The sequence below is a fragment of the Planococcus chinensis genome (assembly GCF_042681545.1).
In the GTDB taxonomy this organism is placed as follows: Bacteria; Bacillota; Bacilli; order Bacillales_A; family Planococcaceae; genus Planococcus; species Planococcus chinensis.
Genome location: NZ_JBHUFW010000025.1, coordinates 69,420 through 94,698, shown reverse-complemented (window position 1 = coordinate 94,698; position 25,279 = coordinate 69,420). Strand labels below are relative to the sequence as shown.

Annotated in this window: 24 protein-coding genes; 5 read left to right on the top strand and 19 right to left on the bottom strand. The window is 51.5% G+C overall.

Translation table 11 applies throughout. The annotated features are described in order from the left end of the window. Positions 1–96: 96 nt before the first annotated feature. The 8 genes from ACFSDB_RS18485 to ACFSDB_RS18450 all read right to left on the bottom strand — a co-directional run bounded on the left by ACFSDB_RS18485 (position 97) and on the right by ACFSDB_RS18450 (position 8,605). Positions 97–1,005, bottom strand: a complete 909-nt coding sequence (locus ACFSDB_RS18485) for a glycine betaine ABC transporter substrate-binding protein (RefSeq protein ID WP_204893285.1) — start codon at positions 1,003–1,005, stop codon at positions 97–99. 13 nt (positions 1,006–1,018) lie between these two features. Beyond that, positions 1,019–1,657, bottom strand: a complete 639-nt coding sequence (locus ACFSDB_RS18480; RefSeq protein ID WP_377340914.1) for an ABC transporter permease — start codon at positions 1,655–1,657, stop codon at positions 1,019–1,021. Continuing rightward, on the bottom strand, positions 1,654–2,622 hold the full coding sequence (locus tag ACFSDB_RS18475; RefSeq protein ID WP_204893286.1) for an ABC transporter ATP-binding protein: 969 nt from the start codon (positions 2,620–2,622) through the stop codon (positions 1,654–1,656). Before ACFSDB_RS18475 ends, ACFSDB_RS18480 begins: the two co-directional genes overlap by 4 nt. A gap of 56 nt (positions 2,623–2,678) precedes the next feature. Continuing rightward, positions 2,679–4,316, bottom strand: a complete 1,638-nt coding sequence (gene abc-f / locus ACFSDB_RS18470; RefSeq protein WP_204893287.1) for a ribosomal protection-like ABC-F family protein — start codon at positions 4,314–4,316, stop codon at positions 2,679–2,681. A 291-nt stretch (positions 4,317–4,607) separates the two neighbouring features. Then, positions 4,608–5,462: a GNAT family N-acetyltransferase gene (locus ACFSDB_RS18465; RefSeq protein ID WP_204893288.1), complete on the bottom strand. Its 855-nt coding sequence runs from the start codon at positions 5,460–5,462 to the stop codon at positions 4,608–4,610. 175 nt (positions 5,463–5,637) lie between these two features. After that, the gene (locus tag ACFSDB_RS18460; protein ID WP_204893289.1) at positions 5,638–6,855 is read right to left on the bottom strand and encodes an MFS transporter; all 1,218 of its coding nucleotides are present in this window, start codon (positions 6,853–6,855) and stop codon (positions 5,638–5,640) included. Positions 6,856–7,051: 196 nt separating this feature from the next. After that, complete coding sequence (gene zupT / locus ACFSDB_RS18455) at positions 7,052–7,861, bottom strand: zinc transporter ZupT (RefSeq protein WP_204893290.1); 810 nt, start codon at positions 7,859–7,861, stop codon at positions 7,052–7,054. Between the two features lie 99 nt (positions 7,862–7,960). Beyond that, positions 7,961–8,605, bottom strand: coding sequence for a uracil-DNA glycosylase (locus ACFSDB_RS18450; RefSeq protein ID WP_204893291.1), 645 nt, complete (start codon positions 8,603–8,605; stop codon positions 7,961–7,963). 130 nt (positions 8,606–8,735) lie between these two features. Here ACFSDB_RS18450 and ACFSDB_RS18445 point away from each other — a divergent pair, with 130 nt between their 5' ends. Beyond that, on the top strand, positions 8,736–9,077 hold the full coding sequence (locus tag ACFSDB_RS18445) for a P-II family nitrogen regulator (RefSeq protein ID WP_204893292.1): 342 nt from the start codon (positions 8,736–8,738) through the stop codon (positions 9,075–9,077). A gap of 12 nt (positions 9,078–9,089) precedes the next feature. Further along, positions 9,090–10,370 (top strand): ammonium transporter, encoded by a 1,281-nt coding sequence (locus ACFSDB_RS18440; RefSeq protein WP_204893293.1) that lies wholly within the window; start codon positions 9,090–9,092, stop codon positions 10,368–10,370. Positions 10,371–11,127: 757 nt separating this feature from the next. Here the strand turns inward: ACFSDB_RS18440 and ACFSDB_RS18435 are convergent. The 5 genes from ACFSDB_RS18435 to ACFSDB_RS18415 form a co-directional block, all read right to left on the bottom strand. Beyond that, positions 11,128–11,436, bottom strand: a complete 309-nt coding sequence (locus ACFSDB_RS18435) for an antibiotic biosynthesis monooxygenase family protein (protein WP_204893294.1) — start codon at positions 11,434–11,436, stop codon at positions 11,128–11,130. Positions 11,437–11,507: 71 nt separating this feature from the next. Continuing rightward, positions 11,508–12,458 carry a siderophore ABC transporter substrate-binding protein gene (locus ACFSDB_RS18430; protein ID WP_204893295.1) on the bottom strand — a complete coding sequence of 317 codons (951 nt, stop codon included), beginning with the start codon at positions 12,456–12,458 and terminating at the stop codon, positions 11,508–11,510. A gap of 91 nt (positions 12,459–12,549) precedes the next feature. Then, positions 12,550–13,311: an iron ABC transporter ATP-binding protein gene (locus ACFSDB_RS18425; protein ID WP_204893296.1), complete on the bottom strand. Its 762-nt coding sequence runs from the start codon at positions 13,309–13,311 to the stop codon at positions 12,550–12,552. Next, positions 13,308–14,258 (bottom strand): iron chelate uptake ABC transporter family permease subunit, encoded by a 951-nt coding sequence (locus ACFSDB_RS18420; RefSeq protein WP_204893297.1) that lies wholly within the window; start codon positions 14,256–14,258, stop codon positions 13,308–13,310. The genes ACFSDB_RS18425 and ACFSDB_RS18420 overlap by 4 nt, the downstream gene beginning before the upstream one ends. Then, complete coding sequence (locus ACFSDB_RS18415) at positions 14,251–15,201, bottom strand: ABC transporter permease (RefSeq protein WP_204893298.1); 951 nt, start codon at positions 15,199–15,201, stop codon at positions 14,251–14,253. The genes ACFSDB_RS18420 and ACFSDB_RS18415 overlap by 8 nt, the downstream gene beginning before the upstream one ends. 341 nt (positions 15,202–15,542) lie before the next feature. Between ACFSDB_RS18415 and ACFSDB_RS18410 the strand changes: the two genes are divergently transcribed. Then, on the top strand, positions 15,543–17,261 hold the full coding sequence (locus ACFSDB_RS18410) for an ABC transporter ATP-binding protein (RefSeq protein WP_204893299.1): 1,719 nt from the start codon (positions 15,543–15,545) through the stop codon (positions 17,259–17,261). Between the two features lie 75 nt (positions 17,262–17,336). Here ACFSDB_RS18410 and hflX read toward each other — a convergent pair whose 3' ends face one another. From hflX to putP, 3 genes are all read right to left on the bottom strand, one after another. Beyond that, entirely contained in the window at positions 17,337–18,608 is a 1,272-nt protein-coding gene (hflX, locus tag ACFSDB_RS18405) for a GTPase HflX (RefSeq protein ID WP_204893300.1), read from the bottom strand. A gap of 99 nt (positions 18,609–18,707) precedes the next feature. Continuing rightward, complete coding sequence (locus tag ACFSDB_RS18400; protein WP_204893301.1) at positions 18,708–19,427, bottom strand: VOC family protein; 720 nt, start codon at positions 19,425–19,427, stop codon at positions 18,708–18,710. 128 nt (positions 19,428–19,555) lie between these two features. Further along, positions 19,556–21,052, bottom strand: a complete 1,497-nt coding sequence (gene putP / locus ACFSDB_RS18395) for a sodium/proline symporter PutP (protein ID WP_204893302.1) — start codon at positions 21,050–21,052, stop codon at positions 19,556–19,558. A gap of 112 nt (positions 21,053–21,164) precedes the next feature. On the opposite strand from putP, the gene ACFSDB_RS18390 reads away from it, so the two are divergent. Together ACFSDB_RS18390 and ACFSDB_RS18385 are read left to right on the top strand one after the other, a co-directional pair. Beyond that, positions 21,165–21,533, top strand: coding sequence for a DUF2188 domain-containing protein (locus tag ACFSDB_RS18390; RefSeq protein ID WP_204893303.1), 369 nt, complete (start codon positions 21,165–21,167; stop codon positions 21,531–21,533). A gap of 219 nt (positions 21,534–21,752) precedes the next feature. After that, positions 21,753–22,301, top strand: a complete 549-nt coding sequence (locus ACFSDB_RS18385; RefSeq protein WP_204893304.1) for an alpha/beta hydrolase — start codon at positions 21,753–21,755, stop codon at positions 22,299–22,301. A 117-nt stretch (positions 22,302–22,418) separates the two neighbouring features. Here the strand turns inward: ACFSDB_RS18385 and ACFSDB_RS18380 are convergent, their stop codons facing one another. The 3 genes from ACFSDB_RS18380 to desA all read right to left on the bottom strand — a co-directional run bounded on the left by ACFSDB_RS18380 (position 22,419) and on the right by desA (position 25,271). Then, positions 22,419–23,018, bottom strand: a complete 600-nt coding sequence (locus ACFSDB_RS18380) for a response regulator (protein ID WP_204893305.1) — start codon at positions 23,016–23,018, stop codon at positions 22,419–22,421. After that, complete coding sequence (locus tag ACFSDB_RS18375; RefSeq protein WP_204893306.1) at positions 23,015–24,151, bottom strand: sensor histidine kinase; 1,137 nt, start codon at positions 24,149–24,151, stop codon at positions 23,015–23,017. Before ACFSDB_RS18375 ends, ACFSDB_RS18380 begins: the two co-directional genes overlap by 4 nt. Before the next feature lie 97 nt (positions 24,152–24,248). Beyond that, positions 24,249–25,271 (bottom strand): Delta(5) desaturase DesA, encoded by a 1,023-nt coding sequence (desA, locus tag ACFSDB_RS18370; RefSeq protein ID WP_204893307.1) that lies wholly within the window; start codon positions 25,269–25,271, stop codon positions 24,249–24,251. Positions 25,272–25,279: the final 8 nt, after the last annotated feature.

Here is a 25,279-nt window from a genome sequence, read left to right as displayed (position 1 = left end):
GGCACAATACCGGAGTCATCTGATCGCAGCGTAAGCTGCAGGGTGCTTTTATTAAACTGTCTAGAAAATGGGGCTCAGTTCAGCGGGATTCGGGGTTTATTCTTCTATCAAGCCCTTTTCTACCAAAAATTCACGGGCCACATCGCTCGCCACTTCCTGATCGACGTCGACTTTGGCGTTCATGGCCAGCATCTCTTCTTCGCTGATCTGCCCGGCCAACCCGCTCAACACTTCTTCAAGCTCCGGATATTCTTCGAGCGTCTCCATCCGTACGACAGGTGCAGCGTCGTATTTCGGGAAGAACGATTTGTCATCTTCGGTCGTCTCTAGATCGAACAAATCGATTCGGCTGTCGGTCGTAAAGGCCGGAATGACATCCACGTCCCCGTTTTTCACCGCTTCATACATGATGGCCGGATCAAAGCTCTCGGTCGCCGAGAATTCGAAGCCATATGTCTTCACCAGATCGTCATAGCCGTCCCCTTGTCGTTCGTAGAATGGGTGCGGCGCACCGAACGTCATGTCTTCAGACTTGGAGAGTTCGGCCAGGTCGGAATAGGTCTCTGCCTCAAAGCCGCTGTCTTTGGAGAAAGCGAGGGTGTAGCCATTCTCGAATCCGAGCGGTTCCAGCCACGTTGCCCCCAGCGTTTCTTCATAGCCGGTCCGTACCCGCTCGAGCACTTCCTCGGACGACTGGCCCGGCTCCGACTGCTCTTTCAGGACATCCTTCAACCCTGTTCCGGTGTATTCCACATACATATCGATATCGCCTTTTTCAAGCGCCGGCGTCAGAATCGCCACTTCCCCGAGGCCGTCTTCGTACTCGACCGTATAATCGGAATTCGCTTCGATATACTGCCCAAGGATATGCGGCAGGATGTACTGCTCCGTCCACGGCTTGCCTCCGATAACGATCGGATCCGATTCACTTTCACCTGACGTCCCTCCGCATCCTGCCAAAACAGCCGAAGCTGCCAATAAAATCAATGCTGCCGGTTTTCTCATGTTTCTTCCCCCTTTAAAGTTTCAATCCTTTAGGCGTCGCCCGTTTTTCAATCCATTTCAGGACCAGGTCAAATCCGATGGCCAGCAAAGCGACAGGCAGTGCCCCGGCCAGGACCAGCGAATTGTTGTAGGACTGCAGCCCGCGGTAGATGATATCCCCGAGGCCGCCCGCACCGACAAATGTTGCCAGCGTTGCGATGCCGACCGTCAGCACGGTCGCGGTCCGGATGCCCGCCATGATAAATGGGAGCGCCAGCGGCAATTCAATCTGCCGCAGAATTTGTGTCCGCGTCATTCCCATGCCTCTGCCGGCTTCGATGATGGAACTGTCCACGCCAGTGATTCCGGTATAGGTATTGCGCAGGATCGGAAGGAGCGCATAAATGATGAGGGCGATCAGTGCCGTCGGCGATCCGATGCCGAGAATCGGCACCAAAAAGCCGAACAGCGCCAAGCTTGGAATGGTCTGAAATACTGCGGTCACGCCGATGATCGGCTCTGCGTATTTCCGGTAGCGGGCAATGAGGATGCCTGTCGGAAGTGCAATTGCGACACCGACCGCTACCGCCACAAATGATAAATAGATATGTTCCAGGAAAGCAGTCTGAATCATTTCCTGCCTGGCCGCCAACGTATTCAGGAAGTTGTTCAATTCGATGTCCCCCTATCCTTTTGAAGGGCCGCCTTCAACAAATCGCGCTCAGCGGCGTAAGCCACCACATGCCCGCCTTCCGTGATGGCAAGGCGGCTGTGCGGGCTCGCTTCAAGCTGCCTTGCCGCTTCTTCAATGCTCGCAGAGGAATCGATCTTTTGGGCATCGCCGCTCCACTCGGCATCAAACTGGAATACGAATTCTTTGAGTTTCTTCTCGCCGAACGCCCGCTGCCGGTTGATCCGTTCAGTCCCGATAAAGTCGCGGACAAAATCATTGGCAGGCTCCGCCACCAGTTCCTGCGGCGTGCCGATCTGCTCCACCTGTCCCGCACGCAGAACGATGATCCTATCAGCGATCTTCAGTGCCTCGTCCATGTCATGCGTTACAAAAACGATGGTCTTCTGGATTTCCTGCTGCAGGTTCCGCAATTCATCCTGCAGCTGCTCCCGGCTGATCGGGTCAAGCGCTGAAAACGGTTCATCCATCAAGATGATGTTCGGATCACCGGCAAGCGCCCGCACGACGCCGACCCGCTGCTGCTGGCCGCCGCTGAGTTCAAGCGGATAGCGGCTCCAATACGTATCCGGTTCAAGGCCGACAAGCGAAAGCAACTCCCGCGCCCGCGCCTCTGTCTTGTCTTTCGGCCAGCCGAGAAGCTTTGGCACCATCGACACATTGTCTGCAATAGTCATGTGCGGCATCAGCCCGATCCGCTGGATGACATAGCCGATTGAACGGCGCAGTTTGACTTCCTCCAAGCCGGTGATCGGCTCTTCATCGATGTAGATCTCGCCTTCGGTCGGTTTCTCAAGTTTATTGATCATTTTCATCAACGTCGTCTTCCCGCATCCGCTCGGCCCGATGATAGCTGTGAGCTGATGCGCCGGAAACGCCAAGGAAATGCCTTTCAAAGCTTCTGTGCCGTCCGGAAAACGTTTAGTGACATTGTCAAAGCGAATCACTGCATCCGCCCCTTTCCATTTGTTTCGCTCTCTTCTTTACCCTTAACCCCGGCACGCTACTCCTGATTTTTCAGCGCTTTGATGGCCGCCGTCAATTCGTTGAAACGGCGATCAAGTTCCGCGTACACCTTGTCACCAGGCTTGAGGAAACTGAGTTTGCCAAGAACGGCTTGGCGTTCGGTATCCAGCTGCAAAAAATCCCCTCCAGGCTGGTTCGGCGGCTGGCTCGCCCACTCCTTGTAGGTGCCTTCGAATTTCTTGACCTTTCCATCTTCGAAAACCAGCACTTTGCAGGCCAGCTTTTCCATGAAATAACGGTCATGGGAAGCGAACAGCAGCGTCCCCGGAAACGATTCGAGCGTCCGTTCCAACCCTTCCCTTGAAGGCAGGTCCAAGTGATTGGTCGGTTCGTCCAACAGCAGGACATTGCAGTCATGAAGCATGAACTCCATCAGCTTCAATTTAACCCGCTCCCCCATGCTCATGTGCCCAACCAGCTCCATCCAGTGCCGCTTTTCAAACCCCAGATTGTCCATCAAGGTGCGGGTCCGTCCGTCCTGCGCGTAACTGCCCGAACCGAACATTTCCGCAGGCGTTTTTCCTTCCGGCAAATCAAAGACATCCTGGCTCAGGTATCCGATCTTCATGCCGCTTGTCACCCAAATCTCACCCGTGTAATTCTCCGCTCCCATCAGCATCCGGAACAAGGCGGATTTCCCGCTGCCGTTTTTGCCGGCCAACCCGATCCGCTCTCCTTGCTGCACCGTAAACGAAACATCCTCGAACAGAACCCGGCTGCCGTAGCTTTTCCCCGCCCCCTTCACGTCCAAGACACGCTTGCCTTTTTTGGCTGCGCCGCCGATGCCGAATTTCACATCCGCTTCTTCCTTCGGCTGGCTGACCCTTTCTTTTTGGAGCTCTTTTCCGAGCCGGTTGCGCTTGCTTCCGATCTGCACATCCATGCGCTTGGCCTTGGAACGGTAGAATTCCTTGAATCCGTCCTGTTTTGTCGATTCAGCATGCGCTTTTCCAGACCAGGACTGCAATTCCGAAATCTGCTGTTCGACTTTGGCGATTTCCGCTTGCTGCTTGTCGTACTTCCGCTTCTGCGTCAATTGCCGATGTTCTTTTTGTTCGCGATATGCACTGTAATTCCCTTCATAAGCCGTGAGTTTTTTGTCCTCGAGTTCCCAGATGCGCGTCGCCGCGCTGTCAAGAAAGTGGCGGTCATGCGAGACGATGAGGAGCGTCCCGCGGCAGTTTTTTATTTGTTCCGTGATGATCTCCACACTCCCGGCATCAAGATGGTTCGTCGGTTCATCGAGCAGGAGCACCTCGGCCCCTTCCGCAAAGGTTTTGGCAAGCCGCATTTTAATCGCTTCTCCGCCGCTCAGCGCATCCCGTCCTTCCGGCACGTTCCATTTGGTTTCCAGCACAGCGCTTTCGGCAGTCCGCACCTCCCCGAAAACCGCTCGCACTTCCTGTTCCAGATAGGCGATCGCCGGACGCCGCCCGCTCCATTGGACGGCCGAATCGCCGCGCGCAATGGCATTGAGCAGCGATGATTTCCCGGTCCCGTTCGCCCCGACGATGCCGATCCGTTCACCGGCATGAATTTCAGCCTGCACGCCTTCCAAAATCGTTTCGCCGCTGTAGCCGATTTCCAGTTTATTCAAATTCCCTATGATGGCCATTGCCATTCCCCCTTGCCGGAGAAATAAAAAAATTCCTCCGAATGATTTTCGGAAGAATTCGCATGCCCGACGAGCCGGCTGAAAAGCCGGGCCGTGTTGGAACTGCCGCAAAATTGCCGCAGGCCTTCCCTTACCGGGAACCGCCAGCAGCCTGTATGTTTGCAGCTTTTCTAAAAATGGGCAGACGAATCCAATTTCACTAACGCGAACTTTTTTTGTTTCGCAGAAAAAGGATTAAAACTTCATCGGCCGCCCATCTTCCCTTCAGTTTGATGTCCCCAGTATATCACATTATTCAGGCTGCACTTCATCCAGCGCCAAGTGTACCGGATTGGCTATTTGGCTATAGCCGATTTCGGTGTAGATTTTATTGGAAGTCGGATTTTTCAAATCGGTGTACAGCATGGCAAAATCATATTCCTGGAGCAGTTCTTCGGTCACTTCAGCAACGAGCGTCCGGGCATAGCCTTTTCGGCGATGCTTTTCGGGTGTATAGACAAACGAAACCGTAATGCCGCGCTTGGAAGGCCGCGATTTTTTCATGCAGGCCACCACTTCTCCGTCCACTTCCCAGACATAGACTTCCTTGCCTTCAATAAACGAATCGATCCGATGCGCCGCTTGGGCAGGCGTTGAAGAAGCAATGCCGGTTTCCTGTTCGAACAAAAGCAGCCACTCTTCAAGAAGCGGTGCATCTTTTTTGCTGGCGACTCGCCAAGTTCCCGGGCTTTTTTCCAGTTTGCGGTTGACGGCATCCGCCCGGTAAAGCCCCTGGTCCATCAGCACATGGTAGCTGCCCCCCATTTTTGCCGTCCACGCCTCCGCAAACCGGCGGGCTGTGCCGCGGTCTCCGACAATCGCATCAACCACGATTCCCCCATTCATCAACCGCTCTGCCACCTGCGCCTCGATTCCTGCCGTTTCCTTGAAAACGATCAGCTGCAGCGGATGCGGCGGCGTCATCAGGCAAGCTGCCGCCACTTCATCCCCTTCAAAAGCGATAGCCAAAAAATATTCCTCGTAGCGCTCCGCTTTGATTTGTTCAAGAATCCCTAAAAAAAGGCTGTACTCATCTTCCCGTTCATATAATAAACGCTCCACTTGCTCTCCGTACGCTAGCGGATCCGCATAAACTTTCCATTCCATGTTCCCACCTGCTTCCAATTAATCTCTCTAACTAATATGTATTAGCTAAATCTGGGAAATCTCCTGCCTGATTTTCTATTAAATTGCCCACCGTCCGTTTTCAGCCCCGTGGAATCTGGAGAGTGTCCTCTATACGACAAAAACAGCTCTGACCAGATCGGTCAGAGCTGCCTTTTTATTCCAATTCCATTTGTTTGGTCTCGATTCCGAGGAAGGCAACCGCCAACGCGCCAATGACGATAGCGCCGCAGAATATCGCGAAAATCCAGCCTACTCCATAGTCAGCCGCAAGCATCGTGCCGACCAAAAGCGGACCCAAGATGCCGCCGATGCGCCCGAACGACGCGGCCATTCCGGTGCCGGTGCCGCGAATGACTGTCGGATACTGCTCGGGAGAATACGCATAAAGCGCACCCCATGCACCGAGATTAAAGAACGACAGGAAAATCCCGGCCCCGATCAGCATGCCGACCGTTTCCGCATTGCCGAATACCAACGCACTTGCTGCGGTTCCAAGCAAGTAAGTGACCAGCACAAACTTGCGCCCTGCCCGTTCGATGAGCCAGGCCGCCGAGAAATAGCCCGGCAATTGCGCAAGCGTCATGATCAAAACGTATTTGAAGCTTTGGATCAAGGTAAAGCCTTTGAGCACCATGACGCTCGGCAGCCACAGGAACATGCCGTAATACGAAAAGACCACGGTGAACCAGACGATCCAGAGCATCAGTGTCGGACGCAGGTATTTCTTGGACCATACTTCCTTAACGTTCGTCGAGACCGAACGCAGGACATTCTTCTTCGCCGAAAACTGCGGCGAGTCCGGCAAATTGATGCGCAAGTACAATGCATAAAGCGCCGGCAATGCCGTAATGATCAACGCGACCCGCCATCCGAATTCAGGAATGATGAAATAGGAAATGATGGCAGCGAGCAGCCAGCCGGCGGCCCAGAAGCTTTCCAAAAGCACAACGACGCGTCCGCGCTCTTTTGCCGGAACACTTTCTGAGACAAGCGTCGACGCAACCGGCAATTCTCCGCCAAGTCCCATGCCGACGAAAAAGCGCAGGATCATAAATGCAGCGAGCGTTGTGGCAAAGGCCGAAACCCCGCTTGCAATCGAGAATAATAAGAGCGTGATGATAAATATTTTCTTTCTTCCTACGCGGTCGGCATAAATCCCGAAGACAAATGCCCCGACTGCCATCCCGATCGAGTTGACGCTGCCGATCCATCCCATCTGCTGGACTGTTAGATTCCAGTCCACTTTCAGTGCAGCGATGACAAAAGACAAAATGCCGACATCCATTGCGTCAAAAAGCCAGCCTAACCCTGCGACCCCGAGTAATTTATTGCGTGAAATCCCGGTGGAATTCTTCACCGATACTGTAGCCATTATAATCCTCCTTGTCTTTACACATGTAATCTAGTGTCTTTACACATTTACTATACGCCGCGCCCGCCTGTGTGACAAGACAGCTGTTGAAGTTCCATTTTTCTGAATAATCAATCGAAACGAACTCGTTGATTTTGCGCATGTAAAAAGCCTCTTTGTTCCCATACCCAGGAACAAAGAGGCTGACACTTTTCTTTTATGCAATGAGAACCAAACTGATTGCCATGACCGCCATGCCGGCAATCAGGCCATAAATCGATAGATGGGCTTCATCGTAGCGCTTCGCTGCCGGCAGCAGCTCATCGAGCGAGATGAAGACCATTAGGCCCGCCACTCCGGCAAAAATGAGGCCGAACAGCGTGTCGCTGAGGAATGGCATTAAAATCAGCCAAGCCGCAATCGCCCCGATCGGTTCGGAAATACCGGACAGAAAGCTGTATTGGAATGCTTTCCGGCGGCTTCCTGTCGCATAATAGATCGGCACCGACACCGCAATCCCTTCCGGAATATTGTGGATTGCCACTGCTATCGCAATAGCGATTCCGAGGGCCGGATCCTGGATTGCCGACATGAATGTCGCAATCCCTTCCGGAAAGTTATGGATGCCGATAGCGAGTGCGGTAAAGATGCCCATTTTCCGGAGCCGTGCATATTCCGCATTGCTCGGCCCGTCGTCCATGTCTTCAATTGTCCGCACTTCATGCGGATTCCCCAGTTGTGGCAAAATCCGGTCCAGCACAGCCATGAAGACCATGCCGCCAAAAAACGCAAGAATGGTCATCCAATAGCCCAGCGAGTCGCCATGCGCCCCGACCAGTGAAACTTTGGCTTTCACAAAAATCTCGATCATCGAGACATAGATCATGACACCGGCCGAAAAACCAAGCGAGACTGAAAGAAATTTTGTATTAGTGCGGGATGCGAAAAATGCGAGCAAGCTTCCGATCCCCGTCGCCAGACCGGCGAACAAAGTCAGCCCAAGCGCAAAAAGTACTGTATTATCCATAGATCCGACGCCCTTCCGTTCCAATGATTAATGCTATTGTACGCTAAAAGTTTCCTTAGCGCAACATTTTTCAACACGGAAAGGTTTCCCATTATTCTTTCATTTCTTAAACTTCAATAAGGCGCCGATCTTACGCCAGTCGTCCTCTTTCAAAGTGCGCACTGGCGGGTTGTAAAATACGCTCGCAGGATGGAATGTCGGAAGTATATGGTAAGTCTGCTCAGTTTTTTCAAACCGCTGATTTTCTTCATCCCATTTCAAAATCGGCGTCTCCATCAGCACGCCGTGCAATTGCGTCACCTTGGCCTCGGGCCCAACGAGCCGCTGCAGCCCGACATTGCCGAGCGTAACAATCAGCGGCGGATCGATGTCCCGGATTTCTGCATCAAGGATGGGAGCATGGGCAATAATTTCTTTTTTCGTGGGTGCCCGGTTGTACTTCCGTTCGCTCTGGGATCCGTCGCGTTCTTTTTTGCTCCCCCATTTATAAGGCCGGCTGCGGACGGCACTTGTGATATAGACATCTTCACGGGCAAGGCCAACACTGGAGAGCGACGCCATCAATTCCTTTCCGGCCCTCCCCGTAAACGGAATGCGCGTTTCCACTTCATTTTCCCCCGGCGCTTCCCCTACAAGCATCAGTGCAGGGCTGTCAGGCCCACTGCCCGGCACAAACCCTTCCACAGGAAAATCCTTGATCCTTTCCATACCCAATTGAATCAAATCGTCCGATATTTTATACATGCCATCACCTCTTTTTCAGTTTATCATATTCGTTATGTCATGTTTTCTAACATTGTTTAAAAATAAAGCTTGCATTGTCTGAAAATATTGATTAATATGTTAACAAACCTAACATCAAGGAGGAGAGAACATGAAAAAGATTGAAACCATCATCCGTCCCTCGGTCTTCGCCGAAGTCCGCCAAGCTTTGGCACTTGAAGGAATTGACGGTCTGACCGTCACGGAAATCGCCGGCATCGGCAAACAGGAAGGGCGCACCGGCTTGTTTCGGGGCAATGCTTATACCATGGAATTCTCCCCGAAATTGAAATTGGAAATGGTCGTGGATGATTCCAAAGTCGAAGACATTGTCGAAGCCTTGCTGGAATACGCCGCCACTGGAGAAGTCGGGGACGGCAAGATCTTCATCCTTCCCGTTGAAGAAGCAATTCGCATCAGAACAAAAGAACGCGGCGCAATCGCCGTCGGTTAAGGAGGAGATCGGATGGAAGCAGTTCAAAGTTCAGTTGATATGTTATGGGTGATGCTCGGAACGATTTTGGTCTTTTTCATGCATGCCGGATTCGCAATGCTCGAAACCGGATTTACCCGCTCTAAAAACACCTTGAATATTTTAATGAAAAACCTGATCACCGTCGGCTTAGGCTCGATTCTGTATTTCTTTGTCGGATTCGCGTTGATGTTCGGCACGTCCGCTTTCGGATTGATCGGCACGGATGGCTTTGCGCTTGCCGGCCGTGAAGACATCGGCTTCTTCGTTTTCCAGGCGGTATTCGCCGCCACTTGCGCCACCATCATCTCCGGCGCAGTTGCCGAACGGATGAAATTGTCTTCTTATATCATGCTGACGGTCGCTATGACCGCCGTCATTTACCCGATTGTCGGACACTGGGTATGGGGAGGCGGCTGGCTTTCCCAAATCGGCTTTATCGACTTTGCCGGTTCCACAGTTGTCCATTTGACCGGTGCAACGGCAGCTTTCATCACCGCCTGGAAACTAGGTCCGCGCCTTGGCAAATACAGCGGCACCATCGTCAACTCGATCCCTGGCCATAACCTGCCGCTCGGCGCATTGGGCGTCTTCATCCTATGGCTCGGCTGGTTCGGTTTCAACGGCGGCAGCACGCTGGCCGCAGACCCTGAACTTGTGCCGCCTGTCATTGTGAACACTCTGCTCGCTGCATCGGCAGCGGTCATCTCCACTGCTCTTTATACCCGTTTGCGCTACGGCCGAATCGACCCGTCGTTGACAATGAACGGAGCGCTTGCCGGATTGGTGGGCATCACTGCCGGAGCGGCGAACGTTTCCTTCCTCGGCGCCATGGCCATCGGCCTTCTCGCAGGCATCATCATGACCGAAGCCGTCCACTTGCTTGACGCGAAAATTCGTGTGGACGATCCCGTCGGCGCAATCGCTGTCCACGGCGTCGCCGGCATCTGGGGCACCATGGCGCTTGGCTTCTTCGACACAACGGGTGGCTTGTTATACGGCGGCGGCTCTGAAATCCTCGGCATCCAGACCGTGGGCGTTCTGGCCGTCATCGCCTGGACTTCCATTTCAGCCGGACTTGTGGTCCTGGCAGTCAATGCCCTTTCGCCGATCCGCGTGTCCGCCGAAGAAGAAGAAAGCGGCCTGGACTTCTCGGAGCACGGCTCACAAGCGTACGCTATGCAGGACGTCCTGCGCGGGTCCGCCCCTTCCGCCGAATCCTTTGCCACTCGGCTGAATAAAATAGGCGAGAAGCCGGCGCCCACTAAACTTTGAAATTCCATACAAAAAAGCATGGCCGGATAAGGGCCATGCTTGAGCTTGTAGATAAAAGAAAATTAATTTCACTTAAAGGATGAACATACTTTTAGAAGAAGCTGTATCGAATCCTCCACTTCAGGCGGACGCGTTCCACGGGCTCGCGCCGAACTAACTAAGCGCCTGTGCTCCTGCGCAAGCTCGTCGCAAATGCTTGCCCTCACAAGCTTCGGTCAAGCATTGACTGGCGTCCGAGTGGATTTCGACACTTCGCTATCCCGCAGGCAAAACCGGTGCTCCTGTCTCTGCATCGCTGCGCTAGCTTCGAGACATGAAAGGGCGTTGCATCGCTTCGCTGCTCCGTCGCAAACAAGTCGGCCGAACTCCCTTCGGCCAACTTGCTCGCCGCCTTCCGTTGCGGATCTTGAAGCCAGTGGCTTGTACTTAGCGAGGTAACGTTGGATCTATTTCTCCCGCCTCTTCGATTAGATACAATTGACGCTCCCGACCGTGCTGGCCACGAGACTCCTGTGGGAGCAGCGAAGCGACTCGAGCTGAAGACCCTGGACTGAGCGTAGCGAATGTTTTTTCAGTTTGCGACGAGTAATCGCAGGAGCAAGGGAAGCGGCTGAAGCCGAGACCACCGAAAGCGAAGTGGCCAGAACGGTCGGGCTAATACATCTCTACTTATTTAAGTTAGACTTTGTCTACAAACCAAAGCATGGCCGACCAGGGCCATGCTTTTTTATTGCGGAGAACTGCAGCCATTTTTTTCTTATCTTACCGCGTGCACATGGTAAGTGTTCTGGGAGGATTCGATGACGTGATCAGGTTTCGGTTTCCCGAGGTTCGCCTTATGGCCGGCGATGTGGTCGGGATGCTTTTCCCAGTTCTTCCAATCCGCTTCGGATTCCCAGCGGACATAGACGATCACTTCTTCATCGCCGCGCCGGACGTTTTTCTTCAATACGGTCCGGTCGATATAGCCCGGCTGTTTCTCCAGCTTCCCTTCTCCCGAGAAACGGTTCAGCACCAGCTCCGAAAATCCTTCTTTAACGACAATTCTTTTCATTTGGACAAACATGCAATTGCCTCCTCTTCCTTCTATATAAAATGAAAACTCAGCGGGAAACTTCCCGCTGAGTAGCCTGTCTTTTATTCAAATGCCGATTCGATATCCGTCACCATTTGGCTGACCGACTCGAGTCCGCCACCTGACAGGTACCAGTAATCCGGGTCGAGGTAGATGATTTTGCCGTCTTTATAGGCGTTTGTTTTTTGCACCAATTCGTTTTCGAGTGAATCTTTGGCGCTTGCATCGGCCCCTACTGCCGCATTGCGGTCAACGACGAATATCATGTCCGGGTTCTTCTCGAGGATGTATTCGAACGAAATGCTCTGTCCGTGCGTAGAAACTTCAATGCCTTCGTCAGCTTGTTTTACGCCGAAGACGTCATGGATGATGCCGAAACGCGAAGCTGCACCATAAGCACTTACTTTGCCTTCATTCGCCAATACGATCAGCGCTTTTGCATCGCTTTCGCTGACTTTCGCTTTCACTTCGTCAATCTGCGCTTCTACTGCAGCCAGTTCTTCTTTGACCGCATCTTCCATGCCGAAGATTTCCCCTAGTGTTGTCATGTTGCCTTTGAACGATTCCATGTAATTGTCCGTATCGACTGCCATGTGAATCGTCGGTGCGATCGCGTCGTACTCTTCATACATATCCGCCTGGCGGCCGGAGATGATGATCAGGTCCGGGTCCAATGCATGGATCGCTTCAAAATCCGCTTCTTTCAACGTGCCGACATTTTCGTATTTTTCCGTGTCTGCGTATTTTTCAAGGTAGCCTGGAAGGGATTCCTGCGGAACACCTGCTACAGCTTCAATCCCTAATTTGTCCATTGAATCAAGAACGCCGTAATCGAAGACCACAACTTTTTTCGGATTTTTCTCGAAAGTTGTCTCACCCAACTCATGTGTAACCGTCATTTCTTCTTTCTTTTCTGTTTCAGCAGAAGCGGTATCCGCTGCTTCTTCTGCTCCACACGCTGCAAGAACTGCAGCCATCATCAATGCGAATGCGATCAATAACCATTTTTTCATTTTGTCCGGGCTCCTCTATTCAAAATTTTTAGCGTATTATTTTCCAGCTCTTTGTTTCTTGTCCTGGCTCCAACGGCCGTTTCTGCTTTCCTTAAGAATTAAAATAAACGCAGATCCGACAATCGTTCATCTGTTGGATTGGTATATCCATATCGTAGATTTCCTTTAAAGCATCGCTTTGAATAATTTCTTCTGTGGTTCCGTCTTTAACGACACGGCCATTTTTCAAGGCCACGATGCGGTCGGAATAAACCGATGCAAAGTTGATGTCATGCAGCACGATCACCACGGTCTTGCCGAGCTCGTCCACCAATCGGCGGAGGATTTTCATGATCTGGACTGAATGCTTCATGTCCAGGTTGTTCAAAGGTTCATCCAGAAGCACATAATCAGTGTCCTGCGCGATGACCATCGCGATAAAGGCGCGCTGGCGCTGGCCGCCGGATAATTCGTCCAAATACATATCTTCCATTTCTTTTAAATCCATATAGCCGATCGCCTGGTCGACCATTTTTTCATCTTCGTCATTCAGGCGCCCTTTTGAATACGGGAAGCGGCCGAAAGAAACAAGTTCGCGAATCGTCAACCGGACATTCATGTAGTTGGACTGCTTCAGGATCGACACCCGTTTCGAGAATTCATTCGACTTCAGTTTTTTCGTGTTTGTCGAATCGATGAGCACCTCTCCGGTATCCGCATCCAAAAGCCGGCTGACCATGGACAGCAGCGTAGATTTCCCGGCTCCGTTCGGCCCGATAAAAGAAGTGATCTGCCCGCGCCGGATATCGACGGAGACATTTTCCACCACTTGTTTTTTTCCATACAGCTTTGTCAATTCACGGACTTGGATCATTTAGACCGACTCTCCTTTAATAGCAGATAGATGAAGTAAACTCCACCGATGAAGTTGATGATGACGCTCAGCGTGGTGTTGAACGTGAAGATCCGTTCGACTACCCACTGTCCGCCGACCAGGGCAATGACGCTGATGACAATTGCACCAGTAAGGATCACCGAATGCTTGTATGATTTGAAGAATTGATAGGACAAGTTGGCGACGATCAGGCCAAAGAAGGTGATCGGCCCAACCAGTGCCGTTGCAATGGCAATCAATACCGCCGACAGCACAAGCATGCCTTTGACCAGGGAGTCGTAATTGACGCCGAGGTTGACTGCTGTGTCCCGCCCCAAAGACAGGACATCCATCGAGGCATTGTGGCGCCAGGCGAACGCGATCAATAGCGCAATGATTACCAGTGATGTCCACACCAGATCAGCATTGACGTTGTTGAAGCTGGCAAACATCCGGTCCTGGACGACCAGAAATTCGTTCGGATCGATCAGCACTTGCAGGAACGTCGAAATACTGGAGAAAAACGTCCCGAAAATGATGCCGATCAGCAACAGAAAGTAAATCGGCTGGTTGTCCCCTTTGAAGAGCAGCCGGTAGAACAGCAAGGCGAAGATGACCATGACGCCAATTGACAGCATGAAATTCACTTGCTTGTTGAGAATGGTGATGTGATCCGAACCGAGGAAGAAAATCAGCAAGGTTTGGAGCAGCATATACAGCGAGTCGAGGCCCATAATGCTCGGCGTCAAAATCCGGTTATGGGTGATGGTCTGGAAAACGACCGTCGCGTAGGCAATCGCCACTCCGGTGAGGACCATGGCGAACACCTTCACCCCGCGCCGCGGCAACGCATAGTCAAAGCTGCCGTTCAAATCCTGGAACAAGTAAATGCCGCATGCAGCCAGCGCCAAGACAATAAGGATAAGCATCTTATGTAAATCACGCATACGCTTTCCTCCTAAACAGCAAGAAGAGGAAAATGAAGCTTCCGATGACGCCGACCATCAAACTGATGGAGATTTCATACGGGTAAATCAAGACTCTTCCTAAAATATCGCAGAGCAGCAAGAAGATCGCTCCAAGCATCGCCGTGTGCGGCAATGTCTTTTGCAGATGGTCCCCTTTGAAGATCGAGACGATGTTCGGGATGATGAGCCCGAGAAACGGAATCATGCCCACGGTCAACACGACAGTCGCCGTAATCAAAGCGACAAGCGTCAGCCCGATATTGACGATGCTGCGGTATTTCAGCCCGAGGTTTTTGGAGAAATCCTCCCCCATGCCCGCGACCGTAAAGCGGTTGGCATAGATGTAGGCGACGATGAATACCGGCACGCTGATATAGAGAAGTTCGTAGCTGCCTTTCATGATCATCGAGAAGTCGCCTTGCAGCCATGCGGACATGTTCTGAATGACATCCGCCCGGTAGGCAAAAAACGTTGTGATGGATGAAAGGATATTTCCGAACATCAGCCCGACAAGCGGGATGAAAATCGCATCCTTGAATTTGATGCGGTTGAGAATTTGCATGAACAGGAACGTCCCGGCAAGTGCGAAAGCGAACGCCACGGTCATCTTCTCAAGCATCGATGCGTTTGCGAACAAGAGCATCGACACGAGAATCCCGAGCCGTGTGGCGTCGAGCGTGCCTGCCGTTGTCGGAGAAACGAATTTATTGCGGCTGAGCTGTTGCATGATGAGCCCTGCCATGCTCATCCCTGCTCCCGCCAGCAATATGGCGACCAGCCTTGGCAGGCGGCTGATCAGGAATATCTGGGTTTCTTCCGACTGGAAATCAAGCAAATCGATTGGACTGATGTTGCTGACTCCGACGAATAACGAGACGAATGACAGTATGATCAGTATGGGAATTAAAACACGTTTTTTCATTACTGCCCCTCATCTTTCAACAATAAAATCTGAAAACCAACTAACAATGATAATCATTATCAGCGCGGTACATTTCTTAGTATAGCACTCGGGGAAGAACTATCAACACCTAAATGAGAATTATTTTCATTTAAACCTTCGTTTTTCTCAGTTGTAAAAAGTTTGCCACATTTGGAAATTGGTAATACGCGCTCTCTAGAAGATGTGCCCCTAATTAAAGACCTGTGCTACTCTTCCATAATTTCGCATGAAATATTTCGATTCTAGAAACTTATATTCGTTTATTGAGCTGCTTTCGATTATACTTTTCCTTAGCATACAACTTCATGAGGTGACTTTCAGTGAGATTAAAACAGTTTTTCAGTTATTACAAACCGCATAAACGCCTCTTCATCATCGACTTTTCCAGTGCGGTGATCGTAGCCATCCTTGAACTTGCGTTCCCGGTCGCTGTGCAATGGTTCATTGACGATCTGCTGCCGAGCGGCGAATGGAACACCATTGTAACCGTCAGCATCCTGCTGCTTGCCGTCTTTGTGCTCAGCACATTCTTGCAGTTTATCGTCAGTTACCTGGGGCATAAATTGGGGATCAATATCGAAACAGACATGCGGGAGGAATTGTTCACGCATGTGCAGCGCCAGTCGTTCCGCTTTTTCGACAACATCAAAACCGGGCACGTCATGAGCCGCATCACGAATGATCTATTCGACATCGGCGAACTCGCCCACCACGGGCCGGAAGACGCCTTTATCGCCATCATGACGTTTTTCGGGGCATTCGGCATCATGTTCTGGATCAACCCGAAATTGGCGCTCGTTACGCTCGTCGTCATCCCGTTCCTCATCTGGCTCATCACGTACTGCAACATCAAGATGAACAGCGCGTGGAGCAGCATGTATGGGAAAATCGCCGACGTCAACGGCCGCGTGGAAGACAGCGTCTCCGGCTCCCGCGTCGTCCAGTCCTTCACAAACGAAGAATATGAAATCAGCCGCTTCAAAAATGACAACGGCCGGTTCCGCCTCGCAAAACTTGTCGCTTATAAAGTCATGGCCGCGACCCATTCGAGCATCTATATGATGACGCGCCTCTTGACGCTCATCGTCCTTGTCTACGGGGCATGGCTGAACTATCAAAACGAATTGTCATACGGGGAACTGGTCAGCTTTGTGCTGTTTCTGAATGTATTGATCAAGCCGATCGACAAAATCAGCGCGCTATTGGAGCTTTACCCGAAAGGTATGGCCGGCTTCAGCCGGTTCCAGGACTTGATGGACCAAGCGCCGGAAATCCTGGACCGCCCGGACGCCATTGAAGTATCCGGATTGAAAGGCAATATCACGTTCGAAGACGTCCACTTCGGCTATGACCAGTACAAAACGGTCCTGAAAGGCATCGACCTGGAAGTGAAATCCGGTGAAACGGTGGCTTTTGTCGGGCCATCCGGCGCTGGCAAGACGACCATCTGCTCGCTGATTCCTCGGTTCTACGATATCCAATCCGGCAGAATCGCCATTGACGGCATCGACATCCGCGACATGACGAAGCATTCATTGCGCTCGCACATCGGGATCGTCCAGCAGGATGTGTTCCTGTTCACCGGCACCATCCGCGAGAATATCGCGTACGGCAGACGGGATGCCAGTGAAGAAGAAATTTTGGCAGCAGCGAAGAAAGCACATTTGGAAGATTTCGTGAGCAAACTGCCGCATGGCTATGACACGCAGATTGGCGAACGCGGCCTTAAGCTGTCAGGCGGCCAGAAGCAGCGGCTCGCCATCGCCCGTATGTTCCTGAAAAATCCGCCGATCCTGATTCTTGATGAAGCGACATCGGCGCTTGATACGGAAACGGAGCGCGTGATCCAGGAAGCCCTGGGCGAACTTGCCGAAAACCGCACAACGCTTATCATCGCCCACCGGCTCGCCACTATCCGCGACGCCGATCGGGTCATCGTCGTCACAGAAGACGGCATCGCAGAACAGGGCGGCTACGCCGAACTGCTCGAACAGGACGGCATCTTCGCCAACCTGCACCGCATCCAGTTCCAACAGTAATGGCAATAAAAGCCCTTCAGCAGAAATAAATAAACAGAAAGCCGCGTCCATGCAGGACGCGGCTTTCTGTTTTTATCATTTTCCGATTACGAATTGCTCGAAGCGGTCGTAATCCACTTTGCCGAGCTCGACTTTCAGCATGGTGCCTTCTTCTTCATACTCGGTTTCCAGAATGGTTGCGGAATCGTTCAAGTACGCCACGACGTCCCCGCGCTCGAATGGAACGAGCATGCGGCACGTGACATGGCCCGAGAAGATGCTTCCTTTGATCATCTCCAGCAGTTCACCCAAGCCCTTCCCTTCTTTCGCCGAGATCCACAACTCATTGCGGCCGACTTTCGGATACGGGATGCCTGCCAGGTCCGCTTTGTTGTAGACGAACAGCGTCGGGACATTTTCAACGCCTACTTCAAGGAGCGTCGTATTGGTGACGTCGATCATGTGCCGGTATTCTTCATTGGATACATCAACAACATGGAGCAGCAGGTCCGAGTTCCGCGCTTCTTCCAGCGTGGAACGGAACGCCTTCACCAAATGATGCGGTAGCTTGCTGACAAAACCGACCGTGTCGGAAAGCAGGAAATGCTTGTTGTCCTCCAAGCGGATTTGTCGCACAGACGTATCAAGTGTCGCAAACAGCATATCTTTTTCAAATACTTGCTTTTCTTCATGCTGGCCGGTTTTCGTCAGCAGGCCGTTCATGATCGTCGATTTTCCGGCGTTGGTATAGCCGACCAGCGACACGACCGGCGTACCGGTTTTTGTGCGCTGCTTGCGCTGGGTTTCGCGCTGGGCACGGATGTGCTCCAATTCTTTATGGAGTTTGGACAGCTGGTCTTCGATTTTCCGGCGGTCGAGCTCCAGTTTCGTTTCCCCGGCACCACGGTTGGAGAATCCGCCGCCGCTGCTTCCCCCCTGCCGGCCAAGTGAAGCCCGAAGGCCGACAAGCCTCGGCAGCATATACTGCAGCTGGGCAAGCTCAACTTGCACCTGTGCTTCGCGCGTTCGGGCGCGGCGGGAGAATATATCCAGGATGAGCATCGTCCGGTCAATGACTTTGCATTCCAGGTCTTCTTCCAAGTTGCGGATCTGTGAAGGCGACAATTCATCATTGAAGATGACCAAGTTCGCTTCCGCTTCTTCGTAGAACGCTTTGATTTCTTCGACCTTGCCTTTGCCGACATACGTTGCGGGATGGATCCGGTCAAGATTCTGGCTGATTTCGCCCACTACCTCAACTTCGCAGGCTTCCGCCAAATTGCGCAGTTCTTCCATTTCATATTCAAAATGCAGATCTTGTTGCAGCTGAACCCCTACAATGATCGCTTTCTCTATCAATACATCCATTTGTTTTCCTCCTTCAATGCCATTGGACCTCTTTGGCCATACGGCAAAAAGAAGAGTTTGCACTCTTCTTCCGGCAATTCCGTTTGATTCCTTGTACTATCATATATTCCCGTTAGGCGGAATACAATAAACCCCTTCTTCAAAAGAGACTTCCTGCGTCCCGCGAGCCAAGACCACTTCTTCAAGGCGCCCCCGTTTCCGCTCCGTCTTCCGGAATTCAAACCGGCAATTCGGCAGCTCCAGCGAACCGATCAAAGAGCGCCATTTTTCTGCACTTGCAGCCGGATCATGGACTCCGAAGATACAGCGTTCAATCGCTTGTTTTTCATTGTCCGGCAAAATGGCACCTCTTTTTCTCAGCCCTTCATAGCGTTCGCTGTCGCTTTCATTCCATTCGATAAAGAACGGGGACGGCAGATTGTCCGAGACCGCTTCTTTTAGAAACAGCATCTTCCATTTGATCAGACCGCCCGATTCCGTTTTCCGCTCCGCGTCCAACACGCCGGTGGTTTCAATCCCTTGCCCTTTCAGCCGCTCCTCCAGCTGCGCAATGTCTTCCGTCCGCAGACAAATGGTGCCGAATCCCTTGCGGTCATGCAGCAGCAGCTGCGTCAGCGGATGGTCCGCCTCTTCTGCCACCTCCATTTTTTCGACAGCAAGCCATTCGATGTAGCTGTCCTTGAAATAAAGCAGCGCATTATGGGTTCCCCAATTCAAATGCTGTCCGCCTTTTGCGGCATGGAAACCGTGTCTCTTCCACACTTCTACCGCTTTTTCAGGTTCTTCTTCAATAAAATGTACAATATGGTCCAAATACATCCAAGCACCTCTTTTTTTAGTGGTTGTTTATACGGTTCGCTACAATGGGCTTCGGTTCCTTCAATTCACCGGAGGAATTGAAAAAAGCCCCAGCCCGGCCAAATGGCGGACTGAAGCTTTTTGTTCGATTATAGTTTTGCCGGTTTTTCTCTGATCAAGCGTTCTGTTTCGCTGAACTCTTCTTCGATTTGTGCATTCGGTTTGAACGTTGCCAAACTTACAACAACCGCTGCAATCAAACATAGCAAGAATCCTGGAACGATTTCATAAAGGTTGACAGCAAATTCCCAATCGAGGCTATCCCAAATGATGACCGTAGCTGCGCCGACAACCATTCCAGCAAGCGCTCCCCACGTCGTCAATTTGCGCCAGAACAAGGACAAGAGGATGATCGGGCCGAAAGCGGCTCCGAACCCTGCCCATGCATAAGCGACCAAGTCCAAAATCGTGTCGTTGCGCTCCCATGCCAGGAATCCGGCGATAAGGGCAATGACCAATACCGCAAGGCGTCCCAATGTGACGTATTGCTTGTCGGTAGACGCCTTTTTGAAGGCGATTTTGTAAAGATCTTCGATCAATGCTGAAGAAGTAACGATCAGCTGGGACGAAATCGTGCTCATGATTGCCGCCAATACAGCAGCCAACATGAATCCTGCAATCAATGGATGGAAGAAAATCTGGCCAAGGACGATGAATACCCCTTCAGGGTCGCCAAGCGTCATGTCCGGGTTTTGCTGGAAGTACGCAATCCCCACCAAAGCAGTTGCAGTTGCCCCAAGAAGGCTCAAAATCATCCAGCCAATGCCGATGCGGCGTGCCTGGCGAACTTCTTTCAGCGTGCTGATGGCCATAAAACGGACGATGATGTGCGGCTGGCCGAAGTAGCCAAGGCCCCACGCGACTGCCGAAATGACGCCGATGAACGAAGCGCCTGCCGTCAGGGACAAGAACGTCGGATCCACTGAACGGATGCTTTCAGCTGTCTGTCCGAATCCGCCGGTCACGAAAACCCCGATGATTGGAACAGCAATCAGCGCCAGGAACATCATCAGCCCCTGGACAAAGTCCGTGTAGCTAACCGCTAGGAAGCCGCCGAATAAGGTATAGGCGACTACGACCGCGGAAACGATCACCAAGCCGAGCTGATAATCCAACCCGAATGAGCTTTCAAAGAATACGCCTCCCGCTACCATGCCTGAAGAAACATAGAAGGTGAAGAAAATTAAGATAATAATCCCTGAAACAATGCGCAGCAGGCGCGATTTGTCTTTCAGGCGATTCTCCAAAAAACTCGGAATCGTAATGGAATCACTCGTAACGAATGAATAAACCCGCAGGCGCGGCGCCACGAAGAACCAGTTCAAATATGCACCGATTGTTAAACCGATGGCAATCCAAACCTCCACAAGCCCGCTGACGTAAATTGCCCCTGGCAATCCCATCAAGAGCCATCCGGACATGTCCGCAGCTCCTGCGCTTAATGCGCCGACTGCAGCGCCGAGGCCACGGCCGCCTAACATATAGTCTGTCAGGTTGACTGTCTTTTTGTATGCATACCAGCCGATGAACAGCATGGCAGCCATGTAAATGACCAAAGCAATAATCTGATAAGTTGTATCTGTCATTTCTATCTCCCCTTTCCGATATAAGTTTATCATCTTGCCGTCTTTTTACCAGAAAAATTTTGTTTTGCCGTTGAATTTTAGGGGGAAAAGAGAAGACAAGGAGGCGATTGCCGTGCCATGGAGCAAAAATGATTACCCCGATTCATTCAAAAACTTGAATACGGACGTCCGGAACAAAGCGATTGAAATCGCAAACGCCTTGCTGCGGGATGGGTACGAAGAAGGACGGGCCATTCCGATCGCGCTGGACCGGGCAAGGAAAAGCGTGGAAGGCGAAGAGGAAAAAGTGATTTTTGAAATCAGGGCACACGACGAAGGCTGGCAGCTCAAGAAAAAGGACAGCAAAAAAGCGATTCTCATCGAAGAAACCAAAGACGATTTGATGGGCGAAGCCAAACGCTACGCCAACAAACACAACGGAGAACTTCACATCTATACGAAAGACGGCTCATTAGAAGAAAAGCTTTATGAAAATGACTGAACGCCTAAATCCGCTGCTCCCCTGCAGCGGATTTTCACATTGGCCGGGAACCGATTCCGCCTCCGCCGGCTTCTTTCGAGGTGAAACAATGACAGGATAAAAAAGGGATGTTTGAATCACGGGATAACGGAGAAACATAAATTGACAATGATGAAACGGCAGACAGTATTGTGGCTTTCAGAAGATGGATTTCGGACAAATCATTAGGAGGCGGATGCAATGAAGCAGGTTTTATTCATCCATAGTGCCGGTCCGCAAGGCGAAGGGCAAGGGAGCACGGGGCTGCTGCAGTATCTGGAGCGTGAACTGGGCTCCGCTTTTCAGGTGATTGCCCCGAACATGCCTGATCCCGAAGACCCACAATATTCGGCATGGAAAGAAAAGCTGACGGAAGAACTTGTGCACCTGGAAGACGGGGCCGTATTGGTGGGGCATTCAATCGGCGGGTCGGCTTTGCTGAAATTCCTGTCAGAAGAAGAGCTTGGAAAGTCGTTTGAGAAGGTTATTACGATTGCCGCTCCTTTTTGGGGAATTGACGCGGAATGGGAATTGGAAAGCTTTACGTTGCCGGAAGATTTTGTGTCCCGGGCTTCCCTGTTGCCCGATGCCGTTCTTTTCCACAGCATCGGCGACGAAATCGTGCCGTTCAAACATTTGGAGAAATACATGGAAAATTTGCCGGGTGCTACTGTTCGGCAGTTGCCCGGAAACGACCATGCTTTCCAGGACGGGCTTCCGGAAGCGGCGGAAGAAATCCGTGGAAGTTAAACCCGGTACACCATCCTTTCTGTACGCGACCACCGGTGCATCCGGAGGAACAACGAAAAAAGCCGCCGGGTTTCCCCGGCAGCCCGAAAAGAGCCGCTGCTCTCATGCAGCGGATCTTTATTTGAACCAGCCTTTTTCTTTGAAACGCGAAATGGCTTCGATGCGGTTTCCGACTTCGAGTTTATCGAAGATGGTCGAGATGTAATTGCGGACAGTGCCGGTCGTGATAAACAATTCCTTGGCAATTTCTTTCGTGCTCTTGCCTTCGGCGATCAGTTCCATGACCTGGGACTCCCTTTCCGTCAACGGATTGGCATCCGCATAGGCGAGATCCACCAGTTCGGGTGCATAGATCCGCCTGCCTTCCATGATAGAGCGGATGGAAGCCGCCAGATCTTCGCTTGGGCTGTCTTTCAGCAAATAGCCGCTGACACCCGCTTTACGGGCGCGTTCAAAATAACCGGACCGGGCGAAGGTTGTCAGGATAATGATTTTGCACGGATGGTCTTTCAGGAGTTCAGCAGCATCCAGCCCGCTTTTTAGCGGCATTTCAATATCCATGATGACAATATCCGGATTCATCTCTTCCACTAATGCAATGGCCTCCTCGCCATTCCCGGCTTTTCCGACCACTTCCATGTCCTCTTCGAAATCCAGCAGCGAACCCAGGGCTCCGAGCATCATGCGCTGGTCTTCTGCCAATACGATCCGTATCATATCGATTCCTCCTCCTTGTTTTGATAAAGGATGACATTCGGTACGCGAATATTCAGCGTCACGCCGTCCATCGTCTGGATGTCGACGCTGCCGTTGACGAATTCCAGCCGCTCCCGCATGCCGGCCAAGCCGTTTCCTTGGTTCCAATGGCCGCCTTCCAGACCGATGCCGTCATCCTGCACCTGCACGAGCACTTCTTCGGGCTTTTGTTTGATGAGGACGCTGCACCGGGTCGCTTGGCTGTGCTTCACCACATTGGTGACCGCTTCTTTCAAACACATGCTCAATACGTTTTCGACCAAGAGCGGTGTATTGGTCAGCTTGGCGTTGCCGTACAGCACAAAATCGATGTCCGCGGCCCGCAGAATCTGCTGGATGCGCAGAAGCTCATCCTCCAATTTCGTGCCGCGCATGTCAGAAACCAGTTCCCTCACTTCCTTCAGCGCGGTGCGCGCCGTCTGCCGGATATCGTTGATTTCATTCATGGCCGCTTCAGCGTCCCGGCGCAGCAATTTGCCGGCCAGATCGCTTTTAAGGCCGATCAGCGATAATTTTTGGCCGAGCGTATCATGGAGATCGCGTGCAATGCGCTCGCGTTCCTCGATGACGATGAGCTGGGAAATCCGCTTGTTCGCATCTTCCAGCTGCCCTTCCAGCTTTTCCCGCTTGTGCCGGTTATACGTATTGAACGGAAGCAGAATGATGCCCAATACACTCAGGACGATAAATGGCAGTTGCGAAGTATACAGCGATTGGTGCAGCACCATTCCGAACCCCAGCGCCAGGAGGGTTGTGCCGATATGGATTCCGTAAATGATGAAGAATCCGACTTTGTTGCGGATATTGCCGATAAAGAACGCCAGGAAAATGGCCAGGTAAACATAGCCGAACATGAAAATCATGCCGATGTTAATGGCGATTTCAATGCCGATCCAGACATACATAAAGCCTGTTTTCGAATTGAATGACAGCCGGTAAGCCAGGAAAAACAGGAGCAGCAACAAGATGCCGGCCCCGATTTCCAGCAATGACGAAGACCGGAAAATGAAAAAGAACGGCAAAATACAGAAAATGACCCACGCATATAAACTGAGCCATGGGTTTTTGGGGAAGATTTGGTACCAGCTTTGCATAATTTCGCTCCTCGATTCACTATTAAGGTTCATTTTAACAAACAAACGGCAAAAAGAGAAAACCATTCAGCCGAATGGTTTTCTCTTCTGGCAACGCTTATGCAGCCAACTTGTCTTTATCCTGGTTCATCAAATGCTTGATGTCCCCGAATGTGACGAAGGTTTTGTTTTTTGCATCATATAATTTGTAGCGCAGTGATTTCAAGCTTGATTTAAGCGTGATTGTCGTCGCTTGCTGAAGCGGCGGAGTCGATTCATGCGCTTTTTCCAAATTGTAGTTTGGCACACGCGGGCTCAAGTGATGCACATGGTGGAAACCGATGTTTCCGGTAACCCACTGCAGGACTTTTGGAAGTTTGTAATATGAACTTCCTTCCACAGCCGCTTTCACATAATCCCATTCGCTTTCGTCTTCAAAATACGAATCTTCGAATGTATGCTGTACATAGAACAACCAGATGCCAAGAGCTCCTGCGATAAACATTGTTGAACCCTGAACGATCAAGAATGCCTGCCAGCCAATTGCCCAGATCAGCAATGAATAGATGACTACTAGAGAAATGTTGATCAAATACGTGTTGTTGCGTTCTTTTTTGCGTGCGTCTTTGCGGTTGAAACGGCTAGAGATCAGAACTAAGAATAACGGCCCGAAACCGAACATGACCAGCGGGTTGCGGTACATGCGGTACTTGAAGCGTTCCCATTTTGAAGCTTCCACGTACTCTTCGATCGTCATAACCCAGATGTCGCCAACTCCGCGCTTGTCCAAGTTGCCGCTTGAAGCATGGTGGATCGAATGCTCGCGTTTCCACTTTTCATAAGCGAACAACGTCATGATGCCGGTAATGGTTCCGACAATAGCATTCGCTTTTTTGTTTTTGAAGAACGATCCGTGTGTGCAATCATGGAAAATGATGAACGTACGGATGACAAACCCTCCTGCTACCGCTGATAAAGCGATGGTCAACCAGATGGATACATCAAGTGCTTGGTAAGCCAGGAACCAAAAAAGGATGAATGGTGGAATCGTGTTCAATAACTGCTGCACGCTTGCTTTCACATCGGCCTTTTCAAAAGGTGCTACGAATTTCCGCAATTGGGCTGTTTTCTCTCTAGTCATGTTCTTCC

Coding starts and splice junctions, on each gene's coding strand:
- ACFSDB_RS18485 (WP_204893285.1), bottom strand. CDS start 1,005: ATGAGAAAACCGGCAGCATTGATTTTATTGGCAGCTTCGGCTGTTTTG.
- abc-f (WP_204893287.1), bottom strand. CDS start 4,316: ATGGCCATCATAGGGAATTTGAATAAACTGGAAATCGGCTACAGCGGC.
- ACFSDB_RS18465 (WP_204893288.1), bottom strand. CDS start 5,462: ATGGAATGGAAAGTTTATGCGGATCCGCTAGCGTACGGAGAGCAAGTG.
- ACFSDB_RS18460 (WP_204893289.1), bottom strand. CDS start 6,855: ATGGCTACAGTATCGGTGAAGAATTCCACCGGGATTTCACGCAATAAA.
- zupT (WP_204893290.1), bottom strand. CDS start 7,861: ATGGATAATACAGTACTTTTTGCGCTTGGGCTGACTTTGTTCGCCGGT.
- ACFSDB_RS18450 (WP_204893291.1), bottom strand. CDS start 8,605: ATGTATAAAATATCGGACGATTTGATTCAATTGGGTATGGAAAGGATC.
- ACFSDB_RS18445 (WP_204893292.1), top strand. CDS start 8,736: ATGAAAAAGATTGAAACCATCATCCGTCCCTCGGTCTTCGCCGAAGTC.
- ACFSDB_RS18440 (WP_204893293.1), top strand. CDS start 9,090: ATGGAAGCAGTTCAAAGTTCAGTTGATATGTTATGGGTGATGCTCGGA.
- ACFSDB_RS18435 (WP_204893294.1), bottom strand. CDS start 11,436: ATGTTTGTCCAAATGAAAAGAATTGTCGTTAAAGAAGGATTTTCGGAG.
- ACFSDB_RS18430 (WP_204893295.1), bottom strand. CDS start 12,458: ATGAAAAAATGGTTATTGATCGCATTCGCATTGATGATGGCTGCAGTT.
- ACFSDB_RS18425 (WP_204893296.1), bottom strand. CDS start 13,311: ATGATCCAAGTCCGTGAATTGACAAAGCTGTATGGAAAAAAACAAGTG.
- ACFSDB_RS18420 (WP_204893297.1), bottom strand. CDS start 14,258: ATGCGTGATTTACATAAGATGCTTATCCTTATTGTCTTGGCGCTGGCT.
- ACFSDB_RS18415 (WP_204893298.1), bottom strand. CDS start 15,201: ATGAAAAAACGTGTTTTAATTCCCATACTGATCATACTGTCATTCGTC.
- hflX (WP_204893300.1), bottom strand. CDS start 18,608: ATGGATGTATTGATAGAGAAAGCGATCATTGTAGGGGTTCAGCTGCAA.
- ACFSDB_RS18400 (WP_204893301.1), bottom strand. CDS start 19,427: ATGTATTTGGACCATATTGTACATTTTATTGAAGAAGAACCTGAAAAA.
- putP (WP_204893302.1), bottom strand. CDS start 21,052: ATGACAGATACAACTTATCAGATTATTGCTTTGGTCATTTACATGGCT.
- ACFSDB_RS18385 (WP_204893304.1), top strand. CDS start 21,753: ATGAAGCAGGTTTTATTCATCCATAGTGCCGGTCCGCAAGGCGAAGGG.
- ACFSDB_RS18380 (WP_204893305.1), bottom strand. CDS start 23,018: ATGATACGGATCGTATTGGCAGAAGACCAGCGCATGATGCTCGGAGCC.
- ACFSDB_RS18375 (WP_204893306.1), bottom strand. CDS start 24,151: ATGCAAAGCTGGTACCAAATCTTCCCCAAAAACCCATGGCTCAGTTTA.
- desA (WP_204893307.1), bottom strand. CDS start 25,271: ATGACTAGAGAGAAAACAGCCCAATTGCGGAAATTCGTAGCACCTTTT.